The organism is Chitinophaga solisilvae, assembly GCF_009928525.1.
Classification (GTDB): domain Bacteria; phylum Bacteroidota; class Bacteroidia; order Chitinophagales; family Chitinophagaceae; genus Chitinophaga; species Chitinophaga solisilvae.
The window spans coordinates 328768-347115 of sequence record NZ_JAABOK010000003.1 but is presented as its reverse complement, the minus strand read 5'-3'; the positions used below and the strand labels follow the sequence as shown (position 1 = coordinate 347115).

Annotated in this window: 11 protein-coding genes and 2 tRNA genes; 8 read left to right on the top strand and 5 right to left on the bottom strand. The window is 49.3% G+C overall.

Annotated features, from left to right (window positions below; all coding sequences use genetic code 11):
* Positions 1-51: 51 nt before the first annotated feature.
* Both GWG06_RS07395 and GWG06_RS07390 read right to left on the bottom strand, forming a co-directional pair.
* Complete coding sequence (locus tag GWG06_RS07395; RefSeq protein ID WP_235938201.1) at positions 52-2340, bottom strand: GH92 family glycosyl hydrolase; 2289 nt, start codon at positions 2338-2340, stop codon at positions 52-54.
* Positions 2341-2396: 56 nt separating this feature from the next.
* A complete protein-coding gene (locus tag GWG06_RS07390) occupies positions 2397-3608 on the bottom strand; it encodes a glycosyltransferase family 87 protein (protein WP_160712335.1) in 1212 nt (403 codons plus the stop codon).
* 303 nt (positions 3609-3911) lie between these two features.
* Here GWG06_RS07390 and GWG06_RS07385 point away from each other — a divergent pair, with 303 nt between their 5' ends.
* Positions 3912-5759 carry an ABC transporter ATP-binding protein gene (locus GWG06_RS07385; RefSeq protein WP_160712333.1) on the top strand — a complete coding sequence of 616 codons (1848 nt, stop codon included), beginning with the start codon at positions 3912-3914 and terminating at the stop codon, positions 5757-5759.
* Positions 5760-5829: 70 nt separating this feature from the next.
* Here the strand turns inward: GWG06_RS07385 and GWG06_RS07380 are convergent, their stop codons facing one another.
* Positions 5830-6105 carry a hypothetical protein gene (locus tag GWG06_RS07380; RefSeq protein ID WP_160712331.1) on the bottom strand — a complete coding sequence of 92 codons (276 nt, stop codon included), beginning with the start codon at positions 6103-6105 and terminating at the stop codon, positions 5830-5832.
* Positions 6106-6697: 592 nt separating this feature from the next.
* Between GWG06_RS07380 and GWG06_RS07375 the strand changes: the two genes are divergently transcribed.
* The 7 genes from GWG06_RS07375 (at position 6698) to recB (ending at position 17286) form a co-directional block, all read left to right on the top strand.
* A tRNA-Ile gene (locus GWG06_RS07375) sits at positions 6698-6770 on the top strand.
* 30 nt (positions 6771-6800) lie between these two features.
* Positions 6801-6884: transfer RNA gene (locus GWG06_RS07370), tRNA-Tyr, on the top strand.
* Positions 6885-7368: 484 nt separating this feature from the next.
* Positions 7369-8466 (top strand): slipin family protein, encoded by a 1098-nt coding sequence (locus tag GWG06_RS07365; RefSeq protein ID WP_160712329.1) that lies wholly within the window; start codon positions 7369-7371, stop codon positions 8464-8466.
* 51 nt (positions 8467-8517) lie between these two features.
* Positions 8518-8724, top strand: a complete 207-nt coding sequence (locus GWG06_RS07360; protein WP_127038481.1) for a YwbE family protein — start codon at positions 8518-8520, stop codon at positions 8722-8724.
* A 102-nt stretch (positions 8725-8826) separates the two neighbouring features.
* Entirely contained in the window at positions 8827-10653 is a 1827-nt protein-coding gene (gene recD / locus GWG06_RS07355; protein ID WP_235938200.1) for an exodeoxyribonuclease V subunit alpha, read from the top strand.
* 5 nt (positions 10654-10658) lie between these two features.
* Entirely contained in the window at positions 10659-13856 is a 3198-nt protein-coding gene (recC, locus tag GWG06_RS07350; RefSeq protein WP_160712327.1) for an exodeoxyribonuclease V subunit gamma, read from the top strand.
* A gap of 4 nt (positions 13857-13860) precedes the next feature.
* Positions 13861-17286 (top strand): exodeoxyribonuclease V subunit beta, encoded by a 3426-nt coding sequence (gene recB / locus GWG06_RS07345; protein WP_235938197.1) that lies wholly within the window; start codon positions 13861-13863, stop codon positions 17284-17286.
* 45 nt (positions 17287-17331) lie between these two features.
* Here the strand turns inward: recB and pth2 are convergent, their stop codons facing one another.
* On the bottom strand, positions 17332-17727 hold the full coding sequence (gene pth2, locus GWG06_RS07340; protein ID WP_202182972.1) for an aminoacyl-tRNA hydrolase: 396 nt from the start codon (positions 17725-17727) through the stop codon (positions 17332-17334).
* A 32-nt stretch (positions 17728-17759) separates the two neighbouring features.
* Complete coding sequence (locus tag GWG06_RS07335) at positions 17760-18314, bottom strand: hypothetical protein (protein WP_160712323.1); 555 nt, start codon at positions 18312-18314, stop codon at positions 17760-17762.
* Positions 18315-18348 lie beyond the last annotated feature (34 nt).

The following is an 18348-nucleotide window of genomic DNA, read 5'->3' as shown; positions in this document are numbered from 1 at the left end:
TCTTCGCTGCATTTATAATCTCAAATAATTAAATAACTACATAACCCCATTTCAAAGTGTGTTGGAGGGCCGGTCGGTAGTGGCTTTTCCGAAGTTGTAGTTAGGTTTGTTACCCATTTTCACTACCATTGTTCCACCTTTTACCAGATCCTGGTGAGTGATGAAACTTTTCGTATATGGCTTACCGTTAAGTGTAATACTCTGGATGTAAATATTTTCTTTGCTGTTATTCAGTGTCTGAACGGTGAAAGACTTACCACCGGCAAGTTTCACGGTAGCTTTCCCGAACAGGGGGCTGCCCAGTACGTAAACGCCGTTGGCGGGGTTTACCGGGTAGAAGCCCAGTGAGGAGAAAATATACCAGGAAGACATGGCGCCGCAATCTTCGTTGCCGGCAAGCCCTTCCGGCTTATCGAAATAAAAGTCCTGCATTACCTGTCTTACCTTTTCAGCTGTTTTCCACTGCTGGCCGGCAAAGGCATACATATAAGTGACATGGTGACTGGGTTCATTACCATGTGCATACATACCAATCAGTCCGGAGATATCGTCAGATGCCTGTGCGCCCATATCGCCCTTCGCGGTAAAGAGGCTGTCGAGCTTGCGGGTAAAGGCTTCGTCGCCCCCCATCAGGCTGATGAGTCCTTCTACATCCTGTGGTACCAGCCAGGTATATTGCCAGCCGTTGCCTTCTGTGAAGTCGCCTTTCTCATGGATGGAGTTGAAGGGATCGTATGGTGTTTTAAAGCTGCCATCGCTCATGCGCGGACGCACGAAGCGGATGGTGCTGTCAAAATAGTTTTTGTAGTAGCCGGCGCGTTTTTTATAGTATGCGTAATCTTCCTGTTTGCCCATTTTTTTGGCCATAGCAGCGATACACCAGTCGTCAATAGCGTATTCAAGCGCTTTGGATACAGATTCATATTCCTTATCGGCCGGGATGTATCCTCTTTCCTTCACATATTTTACACCCAGGTCATCGCGGGTGGAGGAAGCCTTCATGGCTTCAAATGCTTCTTCTGCACTGAAACCGGAGAATCCTTTCAGGTATGCATCTGCAATAGTGGGTACTGCGTGATAGCCCACCATACAATTGGTTTCGCTGCCTACCAGCGGCCATACCGGGAGCTTACCCTGTTGTTTGTGAATGGCAATCATGGAATTCACGAAGCTGTTCACCTTATCGGGATGCAGGATAGTGCTGAGCGGAGCGCAGGAACGGTAAATATCCCACAGGGAGAACGTAGTGTAATTGTCAAAGCCGGGATTGGAATATACTTTCTTATCGGTACCACGGTAGCTGCCATCATGATCATTGAACAAGGCAGGTGCAATCATGGTATGATACAGCGCAGTGTAGAATACGCGGCGGGTGGCAGCATCTTTTGTATCGATACTGATCTTGGACAATTCCTTATCCCATTTGGTATTGGCGTTGTTTACCACTTTTGCGAAATCCCAGCCGGGCATTTCCGCATTGATATTGGCGAGTGCATTTTCACTGCTGACAGGGGAGATGCCTACTTTAAGCATTACCTGTCCGGGAGATTTTTCAAAAGAGATCACACCTTTGACATCTTTTGCCTTCAGTGACTTACCTGACTGTTGTTTATCTCCTTCAAACACCATAAACTGTTTCAGGGGAACGGAAGATTTAATGGCGAACCAGAGGCGTTGATCTTCGGACCAGCCTTTGGAGAAGCGGTATCCTTCGAGGGTATAGTCATCCACCTGGCGGATGAATGTTTCTACCGGTGCATCCCATCCGATACCTTCTTTCAGGTCGATAATAATATGGGACGGCTGATCTTTCGGGAAGGTATATCTGTGCAGGGCAACTCTTTCCGTAGCGGAAAGTTCCACCTGTACGTTGTAATCATCGAGATGTACGGCATAATAGCCGGGGCGCGCGGTTTCCCGTGCATGGGAATAACGGGAGGCATAGCCGGAAGCGGGATTTTCCTGTGTACCGCGGAAAGTTTTCACTTTACCGGTGTAAGGCATTATCAGCACGTCTCCCAGGTCGCCGATACCTGTGCCGCTAAGGTGTGTCTGGGAAAAGCCGATTACCACACTATCAGAGTAATGATAACCAGAGCACCAGTCCCACCCTTTAACAATATTGGTAGGCCCTGCCTGTACGGCGCCATAGGGTACACTGGCACCTACAAATACGTGCCCATGACCGCCGGAACCGATAAGCGGATCTACAGCAGCTACTGATTTACTTTCAACAAAGCCTGTCGTTAGCGGTTGTTTTTTCTGTGCGTTGGCATTATTACCCAGCATCACCGCAGATAACGCGAGTGCGCTACCAATCCTGAATCGCGATTTCATCATCAAAAAAAGTTAAACAAGCAATATACGATATCATGACAACTTTTTCAGCCGGTTTTTTACAAATGGCTGGCTGGTTGTAGCACCGGCACAGGTTTTAGCGGCTGATGCGGAAGATCCAGGAATTTCCTGGTGAAGATCTCGTATGCTATTCGCAGATATAGAACCAGGCATGGCAAGGCTTTCAGCGCATAAGGCACCGCAATGTTCTTTCTTACCCAGGGCGTTACTACGTCTGAATGAGAGAAACTCACCAGCAGTATGGCGAAAAACAGGAATATGTTATTCCATTTCGACTCCGGCTGCATCACATACCAGATACAGATTGCCGGAATAGCGATGATATAGGTAGGTGATTCAGAGCTGGTGCTGAACAACACCGGGAACATCAGTACGGAACAAAGGATATAAAGGCGGTAACGTGAGTTATAGCGATAACTCAGAAGGCTGTACTGCGCCAGGAAAATAATCAGGGCAGGCAGCAGTACAGCGGTATTACTCAGCCATGGGATATGGAAAACACGTTTGATAAGGCCGCCGGCTGAAAGATCCTGAAACACAGTGGTTTCCATCACATTCAGCTGGTTTTTATATACCAGCGCCTCATACCAGTCAAAATAGGAGGCAATGATATACTGTGGACTGGAAATAAGCATGGGCAGCACAAACAACACCGCTCCCCAGATGAAAAGCCCTGCTATAAAGCGTTTCTGGTTACTGCTGAAGAAGAAGAAAGCCAGTCCGACTATGCCGTAAATTTTTGTAAGGGTTCCTGCTACAATCAGGAAGGCGGCCCACATATCCTTCCCTTTAAGAACGGAAGTGAATGTGAGGATAATGAACGCACCGATAAACTGATTCAGCTGAAACCAGCCACTGGCTCCCATCATTTCCTGGGCGCACAGCAGCAGGATAATATTCTGATGAAGCCGGGTAAGCGGCAGCTGCCGGATAGCGTAATAGAGGGTGGCTGCGCCGGTAAGCGACCATAATAAAGCCCCCAGCCTGGTTTCCAGGCCGGCAAAAGGCGCAATCATCACACTGAAGAGCGGCCCGTAATGGTTCACATCCAGGTACTCGTCAGGGTACGCCTCATATAAAGGCAGCTGGTGGATGACATGAAAGAAAACGTTCTTAAATATCAGGTAGTTATTGATATTATTCCTGGAAATCTCTGTGATGGCACCTATAAACGCCAGACCAAACCAAAGAAAGAGGATCAACCACTCTTTTTCTGCCAGAAAGGCCAGCACATTCCTTTTTTCGCGCATATCAGTATATTCTTATTGGCTAAATCAGTACGCTGATATAACGCATGAAACAGGCCCTTCCCCCTATAGAACTATATATTTAGTCCCGGGATGACCACTGTGCAGACTTAATATTAATGGCCGTAATACATCCGGCGATAGTCAGTACGATACCGATTACTGCAATGACAATGAGTGCTACCATTTACCTAGTTTTTTGCATTCTTTACAAACAAATATAATCTATTCCTGAAAAAACCCTCATCCGCCGGAAGGTTCGTAAAAAGGATTCCGGCGTGCCGGAAAAATATGTAAATTACTATTATGAGTTCAAAAGGAAGCCCAAGGAAGAAACGTCCCGGAGATGAAGATAAGTTAACCTTCAAAGAAAGACTGGCCGCACTACGTAATTTACCTGCCTTTTTCAGGATGGTATGGCAAACCAGTCCCGGTTTAACGATAGCCAATATACTGTTGCGCATTGCCCAGTCGGCCATGCCGCTGTCATTACTCTACGTGGGTAAGCTGATTATAGACCAGGTAGTGCTGCTGACGAAAGACGGGGAGCATTCTGCCCGCTTGCTGTGGGAACTGGTAGCGCTGGAGTTCATTATTGCCTTGTTGTCTGATGGACTGAGCCGGGTGATCTCGCTGATGGACAGCCTGCTTGGCGACCTGTTTGCCAATCATACCTCAGTAAAAATCATGGTACATGCTGCTGCGCTGGACCTGGATCAGTTTGAGGACTCCGAATTTTACGATAAGCTGGAACGCGCACGGCAGCAAACGTTCGGCAGAACGGTGCTGCTTTCGCAGGCGCTCAGTCAGATCCAGGACCTGATCACAATAGGGTTTCTTGCCGCAGGGCTTATCCTCTTTAATCCGTGGCTGATAGGCCTGCTGCTGATAGCTGTAATCCCGGCCTTCCTGAATGAGTCCCGCTTCAATGACCTCTACTATAAACTGCAGTGGGGGCAGACCTCAGACCGCAGGGAGCTGGATTATATACGCTACATCGGGGCCAGCGATGAAACCGCCAAAGAGGTAAAGGTTTTTGATCTTTCCAATTACCTGATACACCGGTTCCGTATTATTTCAGATAAATTCTATGCAGATAAAAAACGTCTGGAGGTGCGTCATGCTATCTGGGGTACCGTTTTCGCCGTGCTGGGAAGCGCCGGTTATTACGGCGCCTATATCATTATCATTCTGCAAACCATCAACGGCAGCCTGACTATTGGTAGCCTGGCCTTTCTGGCGGGTTCCTTCCGGCAGCTGCGCACTACCTTCCAGGGTATCCTGATCCGGTTTTCCAGCGTTACGCAGGGGGCCATGTATCTGCAGGATCTGTTTGACTTCTTCAAAATAAAACCGAAGATGACTTCTCCGGTTCATCCACGGCCTTTTCCCAATCCTATTGTACAGGGCTTTACCTTCGAAGATGTCGGGTTTAAGTATGTCAACTCTGAGAAATGGGCTATCCGCCACCTGAATTTCACCCTGCATGCCGGCGAAAAGCTAGCATTGGTAGGAGAGAACGGCGCCGGTAAAACCACGCTGGTAAAACTGCTGTCAAGGCTCTACGATCCTGTGGAAGGGCGTATCCTGCTGGATGGCGTGGATCTTCGCGAATACGATCTGGCGCAGCTGCGTGTAAACGTTGGCGTTATCTTTCAGGATTTCCAGCGTTACCAGATGACGGTGGCGCAGAACATTGCAGTGGGCAATATTGATCAGACGTATAACCAGCCGCTCATTGAAGATGCGGCCAGGCAAAGTCTGGCGGCGCCGCTCATTGAAAAAATGCCGCATGGCTATGAACAGATGCTTGGCCGCCGCTTTAACCAGGGCATAGACCTGTCCGGCGGCGAATGGCAAAAAATTGCGCTGGCCCGCGCCTATATGAAAGATGCACAGCTGCTTATTCTTGATGAGCCTACCTCTGCGCTCGATGCCCGTGCGGAATACAACGTCTTTCTCCGTTTCGCAGACCTCACCAGGAATAAAACCGCCGTGCTTATCTCTCATCGCTTTTCCACCGTACGTATGGCCGACAGAATACTGGTGCTGGAAAAAGGTGGTCTTGCGGAATTAGGAAGCCATGAGGAGCTGCTGGAAAGGAAAGGGAAGTATGCAGAGCTGTTTGAGTTACAGGCGTCAGGCTATAAATAAAGTTCCTTATTACCTATAAAAATTTCAGACAAATAAGAGACGCGATGGCGTCTCTTATTTGTTAGCGATCCTACCTGATTACATACCAGGCCACTCCCTGCCATCCTTCAGGATGATGAACTGATGCCCTCATATAACTATTGTTCAGGTCAAACCAGGGAAAGGAACTTCTCCCTGAGGGGTGGTACATGGTAGGATAGGCTTTATCGCCTGTAACTTCATACCATGGCTGCGGCTGGGGACCGGCGGCATGATGTACGGTAGTAAAAATCCTGCCGTCGCGCAGTTCATATTCTGCTTGTCCGCTCCATCCTTCCGGATGATGTAAGGTTCTGTAAAGGTACATGTGTTAAAATTTTTCTGGGGTTAAAAACGTATAATAAATTTACGTGAAAATTAATTGCAGGGAATAAAATAGTTAGCGTCATTTTCTTGTTCTCAAATACTAAAAACCAGCGGAGGAGACATAAAGACTTTTTTACATCCTTCAGAACATAATACCATACATCATTTCAGAGGATTTATTTTTTCACTCATCTTCTCCAGAAAAAAAATTTTTTGGAGATATTAAAAAAATATCTCCATCTTTGCATTGTTAAAAAAATCACAACATGTACCGCTTAAATAAACATACAGCATCAATAGGTGAGTACCTCTTCGCAGGAAGCGGTATCATCGGCGGGGCATGTTATGCTACAGAATAGTTGAACTGACGAATTCTATATAACATAAGCCCCGCAAGAGATTGCGGGGTTTTTTATTTTTACCGGAAGATGAAAATTTTATCGATAAATCACATATGGATTTTTAAGCTGCACAATGGCGGCAGTTATCCCTATACCCAAATGTATCAGCGACAATGGTATATTTCTGCGTGACAACATCACGCGTGAAAAGAAAAAACCGGTCGCTGTAAACGACCGGTTTTTTTGTTTTAATGGCCTGTAGCTCAATGGTCAGAGCGTCTGTCTTATATGCAGCGGGTTGCCGGTTCAAGCCCGGCCGGGCCAACAAAACGATGCTTGTAGCCAGCACCCTGCCGTGAGTGCCGCGAAGATGGTGTTTCGCAATGGACTGTAAATCCATCGCCTTCGGGCTTAGCAGGTTCGAATCCTGTCACTCACACATGGCGAAAGCCAGAACTGCTTCCTGTCAGGAAGATGAGAGCAGTGTCCCTGCATCGCAAACCAGGCGTAGGTTTCATGAAGCCCCGCAGTGCAACGGCAGTAGCCGGTTGTATGCTGTTGCGTCATGGCGCGTTCTCATAATTTATCTATGGGTCAAAGGTTCGATTCCTTTACAACGGATGCGTTGTTAGCTCAGCAGGTAGAGCAATAGACTTCAATCATGGTCTGAAAAACCAGCAAGCGAAGTACGCCGCTTCTCAAATGGCGACCACCGGGCCGGACTGCTGCCTGCCATGCGGTATCAAAAGGATGCCGCCGCCTTCAGCCGTTCACCAGCAGGATGTCTGCACCGGCGATGTACAACTATCACTTAGCACTTCCGCCCTAACTGATACGCCTACACGCCGGAATGACCACCTCCGTTAACCGCCGATGAAGCACCGGTACGGCCTGATTTTTATTAACCCCCAAAAGCAAACAACATGAAAAGAGTAACCATCAACGCGTACGAAAGAGGCCTGGTATTCAGGCGGGGCGTTTACCAGCGGATGCTCAGAGAAGGCCGCTACTGGCTGGATTTCGGAGAAGAAGTGAAAATATTCTTCATCATGACGCCCTTCGAAGCACCGGTAGAACTGAATATCCTGTTGCAGGATACCACCCTCGCAGAAGCGCTGCATGTCATCACCGTGAAGGAAACAGAGATTGTACTCATGTACCAGAACGGTTTGCTGCACCGCGTGCTCACCGCCGGCAGATATACCTTCTGGAAAAGCCAGATCAATTACGAATTCATCCGCGCTGACATCAGCAGCATCGACATTCCGGAAACAATTTCGCGGAATACACTCAGTCACAGGCTGGTAAACAGTTTCGTCAGAACTTATGTAGTTGAGTCTTACGAAAAAGCGCTCCTGCTGGTAGATGGTCACTATGTCCGGACATTGAAAAACGGCATCTACCACTGGTGGAGAAATGAAACCAGCATACAGGTATTGAAAGTGGATACCCGACAGCTGCAGGCAGAGATGAACGGACAGGAAATACTGACCCGCGATAAAGCGGCGCTGCGCATCAACGCGTGGATGCAATACCGCGTCAGCAGCATCGAAACGGCATTACTGCAAAACAAGGATTACGAAAGACAACTATACATCCTGTTCCAGCTGGCTTTGCGGGAATATGTAGCAGGGCTTTCCTTCGACGAATTACTGGAGAAGAAAGAAACCCTCGCCCCGTATATCCTGCAGGCAGTAAGCGATAAGGCAACCGCCCTCGGCGTAAGTGTTGCCGGCTTTGGTATCAGGGATATCATACTGCCGGGAGATGTAAAGGAAATTATGAACCAGGTGCTCGTGGCAGAGAAAAAGGCGCAGGCCAATATTATCACCCGAAGGGAAGAAACTGCCAGCACCAGAAGTTTGCTGAATACAGCCAAACTCATGGAAGATAATCCGATGCTCTTCCGTCTCAAAGAAATGGAATATGTGGAGAAGATCTCTGAAAAAATCAGCAACATCAGCGTCAGCGGAAACGGTGCATTGCTGGATCAGCTCAGGCAGATCTTTACCAGCAGATAAAAAACAGAAAAGAGTTAACTTTGCGGTTGACTCTTTTCTAATTTATCATATATGCACGGACGTAACCGAAACGATATATACACCGGCCTGGAAGTGGCTATCATCCTGAAAAAAGACCAACGTACCGGCAAGTTGACCTACGGTATTGTACAGGATATTCTCACTTCCGCACCCTATCACTCCCGTGGTATCAAGGTGAGGCTGGAAGACGGACAGGTAGGAAGAGTAGCGGAAATCAATGTAACAGAAGAAGACTGATAAACGCTTGTTATTGTTAAACCTGCTGCCGGAGCGCGGTAACCCATCCGGATCACCCGGAAAATGTCGTACTTTGAAACATTTTCCGGCGGACAAACAAAAATGCGAAATATATCCACCCTGAACGATGTTCATCAACAATTTGCCGAGTACTTCCAGATACCGGTACTGAAGCCATATGCCTGGCTGTTGTCGAAAAAACTAAGCGAAGGACATATATGCCTGGACCTGCATAGCATCCAGGCAGAAGCCGATGCGCTTCCCGCATTCTATACCATTTCCGAATCCGGCCCCGCACCGCTTTCAGCCGTGCCGCTGGTAGGGAAAGACGGCAACGACACGCAGCCGTTTGTACTTTATCAGAACAGGCTTTACCTGCAGCGGTACTATCGGTACGAAACCAGTTTCCTGCAACGCATTCAGGACTTCCTGGCAGCGGAAAACAATGCGCTGCCCGCCAGGACTGCCCTGCTGGAACAACAGCAGGCCCTTATCCATCAACTTTTTCCGGCCTCCGGCCCGCTCAATGAAGGTGACGATCCGGTGGACTGGCAGCTGGCCGCAGCCATTACCGGCGTCCTGAATAATTTCACCATCATCACCGGAGGGCCCGGCACCGGTAAAACCACCACCGTTGCCCGGATACTGGCTATCCTATATGCCACAGACCCCGGTCTGAAAGTAGCGCTGGCGGCTCCTACCGGCAAGGCCGCCGCCCGTATGGCGGAAAGTCTCCGCAACACCTCTATTCCGGTGGAACCAGCCATAGCAGGTAAGTTCCAGGAACTCACGCCAGCCACTATACACCGGCTGCTCAAACCCGTAAAGGACAGCCCGTACTTCCGCCATAATAAAAACAACCCGCTCACCGCCGATGTAGTCATCATCGATGAGTGCTCCATGATAGATGTAGCCCTGTTTGCCAAACTGCTGGATGCCATCAGTCCGCAGACCAGGCTCATTCTTCTTGGCGATAAAGATCAGCTGGCCTCCGTGGAAGCCGGCAGCCTGTTCGGCGACCTCTGTCAGGCACAGGAAAGGCTGAACGAATTTTCTGCCGCCCGCAGGCAACTCATCAATCAGTTCATAGCGGATCCGGCCAATAAAATCCCGGAGCGTTTCGAGGCGGCAGAGAATCACCATCCTCTATTCCAGCATCTGATAGAACTCAGGCGCAGTCATCGCTTTACCGGCCATACTGGTATCGGGAAGTTCAGCCGCGCCGTCATCAGCAACAACCAGGCGGTGATCAGGGAATTTTTTAAAGCAGATGCCGACCCGCAGATCTTTATTGACCACTCTTCTTCAGAACGGCTGTTTGAAAAATTCATTGACGGATACGAATCGTTTATCCGGGAACCTGATACGCTCACCGCACTGAAAAAACTGAATACCCAGCGCGTGCTGGTAGCCATCAGGGAAGGCGCCCAGGGATTATACGCCATCAACAGAAATATAGAAAAATACCTGCACGATAAAAAACTGATCAACGCAGGCACTACCTTTTATCAGAACCGACCCCTGATACTTACCCGTAACTATTATGAACATGGATTGTTTAACGGAGATACAGGTATTATCAGGAAAGATGAAAACGGTGTGCTCATGGCCTGGTTTGAAGACAGCAGCGGCGGCCTGAAAGGCGTATTGCCAGGCTATCTTACGCAGGCCGAAACAGCTTTTGCCATGACCATCCATAAAAGTCAGGGCTCTGAATTCGGTAAAGTACTGATTGTATTGCCCGACGCAGCAGATGTGCCTATTCTCACCAGGGAATTGCTGTATACTGCCGTCAGCCGCGCCCGGCAGAAAGTGTATATACAAGGTGCTGCCGACGTTATACTCATGGCGGCAGAACGCTTTGTGGAAAGAGCTTCCGGCATTGCAGCACGCTTCAATGCCATAGCGGACATCAAAACAGGGGAGTAAAAAAGATGGGATTATACTTAAAGGTTTCCAATTCACTTAACAGCCTGGCCGCAGGCTTGTCTGACGACCTGAAAGCAGCCGGCAACGGGGTTTTTCAGCCACACTACCTCATCACCCAAACAGAGGGGATGAACAACTGGCTGAAACTGCAGCTTGCCTACCGGATGGGCATTGCCGCCAACTGCCGTTTCATGAAACCCAATGATCTCCTCTTTCATCTCTACCTGCTGCTGGGCGGCCCCTTTACAGATGTACTCTCTCCGCAGAACCTCAGCTGGCTCATCTTCAAACTGCTGGGTGAACAGGAATTCATTTCCCGCTATCCGGCAGTAGCAGAATATTATCTGGACAACGGTCCGGAAAGCGATATTAAACGTATGGGCCTCGCAGAGAAGGTAGCCGATCTCTTTGACCAGTACCAGGTATACCGCCCGGAAATGATCCGGGAATGGAGTAATGCCAACCCCGACGCCCTTGCGGACGCCGACTGGCAGGCATGGCTCTGGGCCATGGTGAAAGCCCTTTCCGGCAACGCACTGCCAGACAAAACGCTGGTAGGCAACTACATCCTGGAAACGCTGGCCCGTAAAGGATATGCGGTGAATCTCTCCGCCAGGATGCCCGCAGTGCATCTTTTCGGTCTGTCTATCATCACGGCCTATCACGTGAAAATATTACATGAGCTTTCCCGCTTCATCGATATTCATTTTCATATCATCAATCCCGCACCGGTTGTATTCTGGTTCGAAGACCGTAGTGAAAAGCAACTCGCCCGCTGGCGGCAGAAAGGGCTGCAGCAACCGGACGAACTGCCCAACGCCGGCAACGCCCTGCTGACCGGCTGGGGAAAAGTGATTCAAAACAGCTTCGGGTTGTTCTTTGAATATGAAGATTTCTTCAACGCCTATGAAGAAATCGGTATCGAAGCGCCCGTTCCCGATACGCTGCTGCATAAAATACAACACGATATTTTCTCTGCTGCCACCCGCGACCGTAACCAGCTTTCCCTCGCCGATGTACGCGATGGGTCCATCACCGTTAACGCCTGCTACACCATTGCCCGCGAAGTGGAAGTACTGTATAACTACCTGGTGCACCTGGTAGACCAGAAACAGGAATCCCTTTCCCCGCGCGATATTGTGGTGATGGCCAGCGATATAGATGCCTATGCTCCCTATATCAAAGCGGTATTCAACAACGCACCCTACCGCTTTCGCTATACCATTGCCGACGAAAGCTATACTGATAACGATAACCTCTTTAACGCTCTGCAGGCCATTCTCAGCCTGAATGAAGAAAATTTCACCGCGGAAACGGTCATGCAGCTGCTGGACTTTTCATATATCCGTAACCGTTTCAGCCTGCATGATCCGCTGCGGACAAGAGCTGTTGTGCAGGCAGCCAATATCCGCTTCGGGATTGACGGCAACAAGGATGACGAAACCCACTTTGTCAGCTGGCGCTATGGCATACAACGCATCATGTACGGCATCTGTATGAGCGGAGAAGAAGAATATGGCAGGGGAGAAGACAGTTTCTTTCCGCTGGATATGCTGGAAGGTAACGACGCACACGAAACCATCCGCTTCTGCCATTTTGCCGAAGTGCTCATGAGCTCCATCCAGGAGCGCAGCCAGGCCCGCAATATAGCCGACTGGGTAAAATATGCCGAATCCGTTATCCACAACCTGGTATTTGAACAGCAGGAAGAAATTGATGAAGACTATACCGCCCTGCTGAAACAGCTGACGGATTATAACTCCCTCAATGAGTACATGCACGACAGGGTGACCTTCGAAGTATTCAGCCACAGCTTCCTGCAGGCGCTCACCCGCAGCACCCGCGCGGGCCTCTTCGTAAACGGCGGTATCACCTTCTGCTCGCTCATTCCCATGCGTAGTATCCCATTCAAGGTAGTAGCGCTCCTGGGGCTGAACTACGATAAATTCCCGCGCCGGGAAAACAAATCCAACTTCAACCTGATGGAAAAACAGCGGCAGCGGGGAGATCGTAATGTAAAAGAAAACGATAAGCACCTGTTTCTTGAAACCGTGTTGTCTGCCCAGCAATACCTGTACATCAGCTATGTAGGCCGCAACCCGAAGGATAACAGCATTATGCCACCCTCCGCCATGGTAGACGAACTGATTGATTATATAGAAGCCGGGGTACCCGATGAGCCGGAAGCCGTACGCGCGGAAATCATTACCCAGCAACCGATGCAGGGCTTCAGCCGTAAATACGGACTGGAAGACGAACGCCTGTACAGCTATCTGAATACAGGCCACACTTCCGGCAGAATTGTCATCAACCCGCTCAAAAAGCCCGATCCGCTTACCTTTGAAGAAATCACCCTGGACGAGCTGGTGAACTTCTTCAGAAATCCGTTCAAGGCATACTATAATAAAGTGCTCGGTATTTATTACAGCGATGAGCAGATCCTGCTGAGCGAAACAGAGCTGTTCAGCCTCAATAAGCTGCAGCAATGGGATATTAAAAATAAACTGCTGACCGTCAACGGCGGCGATGTAATTTCCCTGAAGTCCAGTCTGGTAAAGAAAGGCAGGCTGCCGCTCAGCAATATGGCCTACGTTGCCATTCAGCGCGTGGAAGATACGGTAACGCCTATACGTACCTTATACGAAACCGTTACCCTCGGCGCAGCAGAAAGGAAAGCCCTGATTGAACTGAAAATAGGGGATACCCTGCTCAAGGGCAGTATCAGCAACATCTTCCATGACAAACTGTTACAGATAAGCTGGTCGAAACGGGAAACAAAATACCTGGTAGAAGCCTATATCCGTTACCTGGCAGGCATCGTAGCCGGAGAACTGGCCGGTATGAACTTTATTTCCGCCAGCCAGGAAAACATCTACAGCAGTGTGAGGATTTCCAGGGAAACAGCGTATACCCGTCTGAGTGAGCTGATAAAAATTTATAAAGAAGGATTTTTTAATATACTGCCTTATTACCCGGACTTCGAGACAAAACCAAAGGACCTCGAAACGCTGGATAGTATTGAATTTAAGAACCTGGTAGAAAAAAGACTGAATAATTACGAATATCCCTGCAATGACAAATACATCATGCAGGAATATCAGAAAGGATATTTTGAAGATGATATTGTGCTGACGGTATACAAACAGATATGCCTGACCTTACTGGTACCGATGTCCGAAATTATTCCCGGATATTATGAATAGCATCATGGAGAACAGATATAAACACTTTGACGCAGCCACTGTAGCCCTGGAAGGGAGCAACCTGATAGAGGCCAGCGCCGGAACAGGCAAAACCTATTCCATCGCTATCCTGGTGCTGCGCCTGGTGCTGGAGAAGAAAATTTCCGTCAAGGAAATTCTGATGGTAACGTTCACCACCGCGGCGGTGGCGGAACTGCACGACCGTATCCGCCTGTTTATCCGCAAGGCTTACAAGGTGAGCTTTGGCTATGAAATAGATGACGACAACATCACCTCGCTGGTACTGAACGCCATAGAGCAATCCGATCCGGTTACCATCAACCAGCTACTCCGCGATGCCGTACTGCTGCTGGATGAAACTGCCGTGCTCACCATCCACAGCTTCTGCCAGCAAACGCTGAATGAATTTGCCTTTGAAACAGATCAGCTCTTCGACGCGCAGATGGTGCCGGATACTACCTCCATGGTAGAACATGAACTGAACAAGTTCTGGCGCAAATATGTGACCACACTCAGTTCTGCACTGCTGAACCATCTCTGGACAGAAGAGATGAAAGACAATATCCAGAAAGTATTGCAGGAACATCTCAGCGGAAAAAAATACCTGGGCTTTGATGAAAACGAAGATTATACCATCAGCGCCCGGCAGCAGGAAGACTGGATGCTGCAACTGCAGGTACTTTCCGATCAGCGGCTGGCGGCCGCAGAATCCCTGCAGCAGTATTTCGTTACCCATAAGGAAGACCTGACAACGGCCTGCGAAAGTAACGCCAATGCCCGAAAATCATTCCTGGAACTGGTTTCCAGGCCGAAAGACTTTATAAAGAAATTACGGGAAACCAAAGCCCAGTACGTACAGAAATTATTTCCGGACCTGCTGGAGCTGATAGCCCAGGTAGATAGCGCCGGCGATGCCATTGAAACGCACAACCAGGCTATCCGCCGGCAACTCAACTACCTCGCCATCCGGGAAGTGGAACAGGGTGTGAAGATCTACAAGGAACGCAATAACATGCAGAACTACGACGATCTGATCACCAACCTGAACACCGCGCTGGTAGAGCGCGAAAATCCTAATCTGGTAGCGGCGCTGCAACAGAAATACAAAGCTGTATTTGTGGATGAATTCCAGGATACGGACCGCGAGCAGTATGAAATATTCAACCGCGCATTCGGCGAAAATACCATTCTGTTCTACATCGGCGACCCCAAGCAAAGTATTTACGCCTGGCGTAAAGCAGATATATTCACCTATTTCAATGCCCGCAACAGCGTTCAGCACCTGTATGACATGAATCATAACTACCGGTCTTCCGAAAATATGATTGCTGCCATGAACCTGTTCTTCAAGCCCACACCGGATTTCGACACGTTCGACTTCACGGGGGAGCATGACAGCATAGCGTATATACCTGTAGAAAGTCCGGATAACAACAGCAAGGGATTTTTATATAAGGGAGAAGAGAAAGCTGTTCCTCTGACGGTTTTCACCTGTAAAAACAAGGATGAGATTGTCACCGGCGTAGCCACACAGGTAGCGCAGCTGTTGCTGAATCCCGGCTACCGGCTGGTAAAGGAAACGGCTACACGCCAGCTGTCGCCCGCCGACATTGGTATCCTGGTGCGCACCACCAGGGAAGGCCGGGAAATAAAGCATAAACTGGCGCTGATGGGTATTCCGGCGGTCAACATTGATGAGGCAAAAGTGCTGGACACCGCAGAAGCCCAGGAAGTGCTGTACCTGCTGGAAGCCATGGAAACGCCGGAGCGTTCCACCATCAACCGGGCGCTGCTTTCGCCGTTCACCGGCTTCAGCATACAGGACATCCTGCAGCTGGATGATGAAACCACCCTGAACCGCTTCGGCAAATACCGCGAACAATGGCTGCAGCATGGCGCTTATACCGCGCTGATGGCCTTCATCGCCGACTTCGGGGTAAGAAATGTATTACTGGAAGATAATACCGAAAACGGTGAACGTATTATCACCAACCTCCTGCAGCTGACAGAGCTGGTACATCAGGTGCAGAGCCGCAAGAACCTTTCCATGCGGGATCTTATCTCCTGGCTGAAACGTGGTATAGACGGCATGGCCACTGAAGGCGACGAATACGCGCAACGCGTGGAAAGCGATGAAGAAGCCGTGAACATCGTTACCATCCACAAAAGCAAGGGGCTGGAATATAAGATCGTACTGGCGCCCTTCCTGGATCTGGTAGAAAACAAAAATATTGAATTCATCTCTTTCCGTGATCCGGATACCGGCGATTATCTCAATGCAGAAAAAAGCAGGCTGACAGCAGAACAGCAGCACATCTACCGGCAGCAGCTGGAGCAGGAAAACAGGCGGCTGCTGTATGTAGCCATTACCAGGGCGGTATACAAATGCTACCTGTATAAAAACACTTACCACACTTACAAAACCTCCACGCTGGCCACATTTCTGCATGCATTGGGAGCTACCGTACCGGACCCGGCGCTGATAGACCTTACCGGACAGTTGCCGGAGAAACCTGAACAGCTGTACCGGAGAAGCAAGCTACCGGCAGGCAACGGCAGCCAGGCGGCCGTGTCATTCAGTTTGCAGGAAGAGAACTGGCGCAAGATGAGTTATACCATGCTCGCCGCCAAACCGGAACAGAAGCCGCGCATACGCACCCTGCAGCAGGAGGACGCCTACGATAACTTCATCTTTAATACGCTGCGCCGGGGTGCCAAAACAGGCAATCTGCTGCATTTCATTTTTGAAAATATCAACTTCTCCGACAACGCACAGTGGGAATACTGGCTGGATGAAGCCATCCTGCGCTTTGTTCCCGGCCAGCGGGAAATATATCTTCCCATGTTATACCAGCTGCTCGAACATGTCATGCATACCACCATTGAGATCGACAATACCCGTTTCCAGCTGGCCTCGGTAGGGCGTCATCAGCGGATGGCGGAATTTGAGTTCGATTTTCCGGTGCCGGTATTTCAGGCTAATCTGCTCAATGAGTTATCTGATGATGAGCTGACCGTGAACATCCGCCAGTTCCCGGAATACAGCAACTACAACGCTGAGCTGGAAGGTATTATGAACGGTAAAATTGATCTCTTCTTTGAATACAACCGGCGGTATTATATACTCGACTGGAAATCCAACTACCTGGGCAGCACGGTGGAAGACTATGCGCCACCTGCACTGGCGGCGGCCATGAATGAAAACAATTATCATCTTCAATATCTTATCTACACCGTAGCGGTGAAGAAATACCTGGAAAGCCGGCTGGAAGAATTTGACTATGAAACGCAGTTCGGGGGCGTGATATACTGCTTTGTGCGGGGTGTCCGGAATACCGGCAACTACGGCATCTTTACCGCGAAACCTGCTGTAGAACGCATTGCGCTGATAGAAGATATGCTTACCGAGAAAAACAGCAGGCTGTTATAGGCGTATGCCCGCTCCGGATATAACCTGAACGGGCATACGATATGATCACAGTAATTTCAGGTCTTTTGTTATCTTATCGATCTCTGTATTAAGATTAGGTCCTATAGCGCAGCAGGTTTTAGTAGGCACCCCGCCGAATTCCGTCAGGCCCGAATCTGTGATGAGCGTGGCATTCAGACCATCTTCCAGCGCCTGTTTGTATACGCGGTCTAGTTCCTCTTCAGAATCCACAGACAGGCAGATTTTAGTGAAGCCTTTCGTCATCCATTCGCTGACTTCTTCCGGGTTGCGCAGGGTAGTCTGCAGCTGATTGCCGTTCACAGCCGCGTGCCGTGTCAGGAATGCAATGGAGGCATGCGCACCCTGTGCTATCATTTTACCTTTCCGCATGTTCAGGTCTTTACGCATAATGATGACCTGTTTAATAATCCGCGATGACATAATAGAATATTTCAGCCGCTAAGCTACTGAAATTAAAATATTACGTACCCCACGCTGAGGCGTATATTAGGAATATCTTCCCAGCTGTTCTCCCGGTTATTCTTACTGAACTCCCATCCGAAGCGGCCTTCGAAGCTGATGCGTTTTCCCCAGTTGCGCTGAATGCCCCAGGCGGGAATCAGCATTACTCCGGCTCCGGGATCGGCGCCACTGTATGCCAGTGACTCAGTACGGAAGCCGGCGGTGAAGCTAAAGAAGTTCCCGGCATTGTTGCGGGAAGTTTTTCCTTTAGCCTGACGCCTGGCGAAGTTGTAATACTGCCGGAACTCCGCGGAGAACATAGGCGTAAGGGCGTAGCTCCAGTGAGAGCCGTTGTAATCATTGCCGGAATACCCCAGCGACGTGGAAATCTGCGCTTCCAGGTTTACGGTAGCGCTGTTGTAAATACGTTGTTCGTAGTTCAGACCAGCGCCCAGGAAGGTCAGGTTTCCTTTCAGTTGCCTTGCTTTCAGTGAAGCGGTGGAATCCTGTGCAAAGAGATAGTTGCAGGTAAGGCAGGCCAGCAGCCAGCATAGATGAAATTTCATAAGTACAGTTGTAGTATTGATTAACTTTTCCGGG

Bases quoted from the DNA above. Each gene is read 5' to 3' on its own strand.
- pth2 (WP_202182972.1), bottom strand. From the start codon at position 17,727: ATGTCATCGCGGATTATTAAACAGGTCATCATTATGCGTAAAGACCTG.
- recB (WP_235938197.1), top strand. From the start codon at position 13,861: ATGGAGAACAGATATAAACACTTTGACGCAGCCACTGTAGCCCTGGAA.
- GWG06_RS07380 (WP_160712331.1), bottom strand. From the start codon at position 6,105: ATGTACCTTTACAGAACCTTACATCATCCGGAAGGATGGAGCGGACAA.
- GWG06_RS07360 (WP_127038481.1), top strand. From the start codon at position 8,518: ATGCACGGACGTAACCGAAACGATATATACACCGGCCTGGAAGTGGCT.
- GWG06_RS07395 (WP_235938201.1), bottom strand. From the start codon at position 2,340: ATGATGAAATCGCGATTCAGGATTGGTAGCGCACTCGCGTTATCTGCG.
- GWG06_RS07385 (WP_160712333.1), top strand. From the start codon at position 3,912: ATGAGTTCAAAAGGAAGCCCAAGGAAGAAACGTCCCGGAGATGAAGAT.
- recC (WP_160712327.1), top strand. From the start codon at position 10,659: ATGGGATTATACTTAAAGGTTTCCAATTCACTTAACAGCCTGGCCGCA.
- GWG06_RS07390 (WP_160712335.1), bottom strand. From the start codon at position 3,608: ATGCGCGAAAAAAGGAATGTGCTGGCCTTTCTGGCAGAAAAAGAGTGG.
- GWG06_RS07335 (WP_160712323.1), bottom strand. From the start codon at position 18,314: ATGAAATTTCATCTATGCTGGCTGCTGGCCTGCCTTACCTGCAACTAT.
- GWG06_RS07365 (WP_160712329.1), top strand. From the start codon at position 7,369: ATGAAAAGAGTAACCATCAACGCGTACGAAAGAGGCCTGGTATTCAGG.
- recD (WP_235938200.1), top strand. From the start codon at position 8,827: ATGCGAAATATATCCACCCTGAACGATGTTCATCAACAATTTGCCGAG.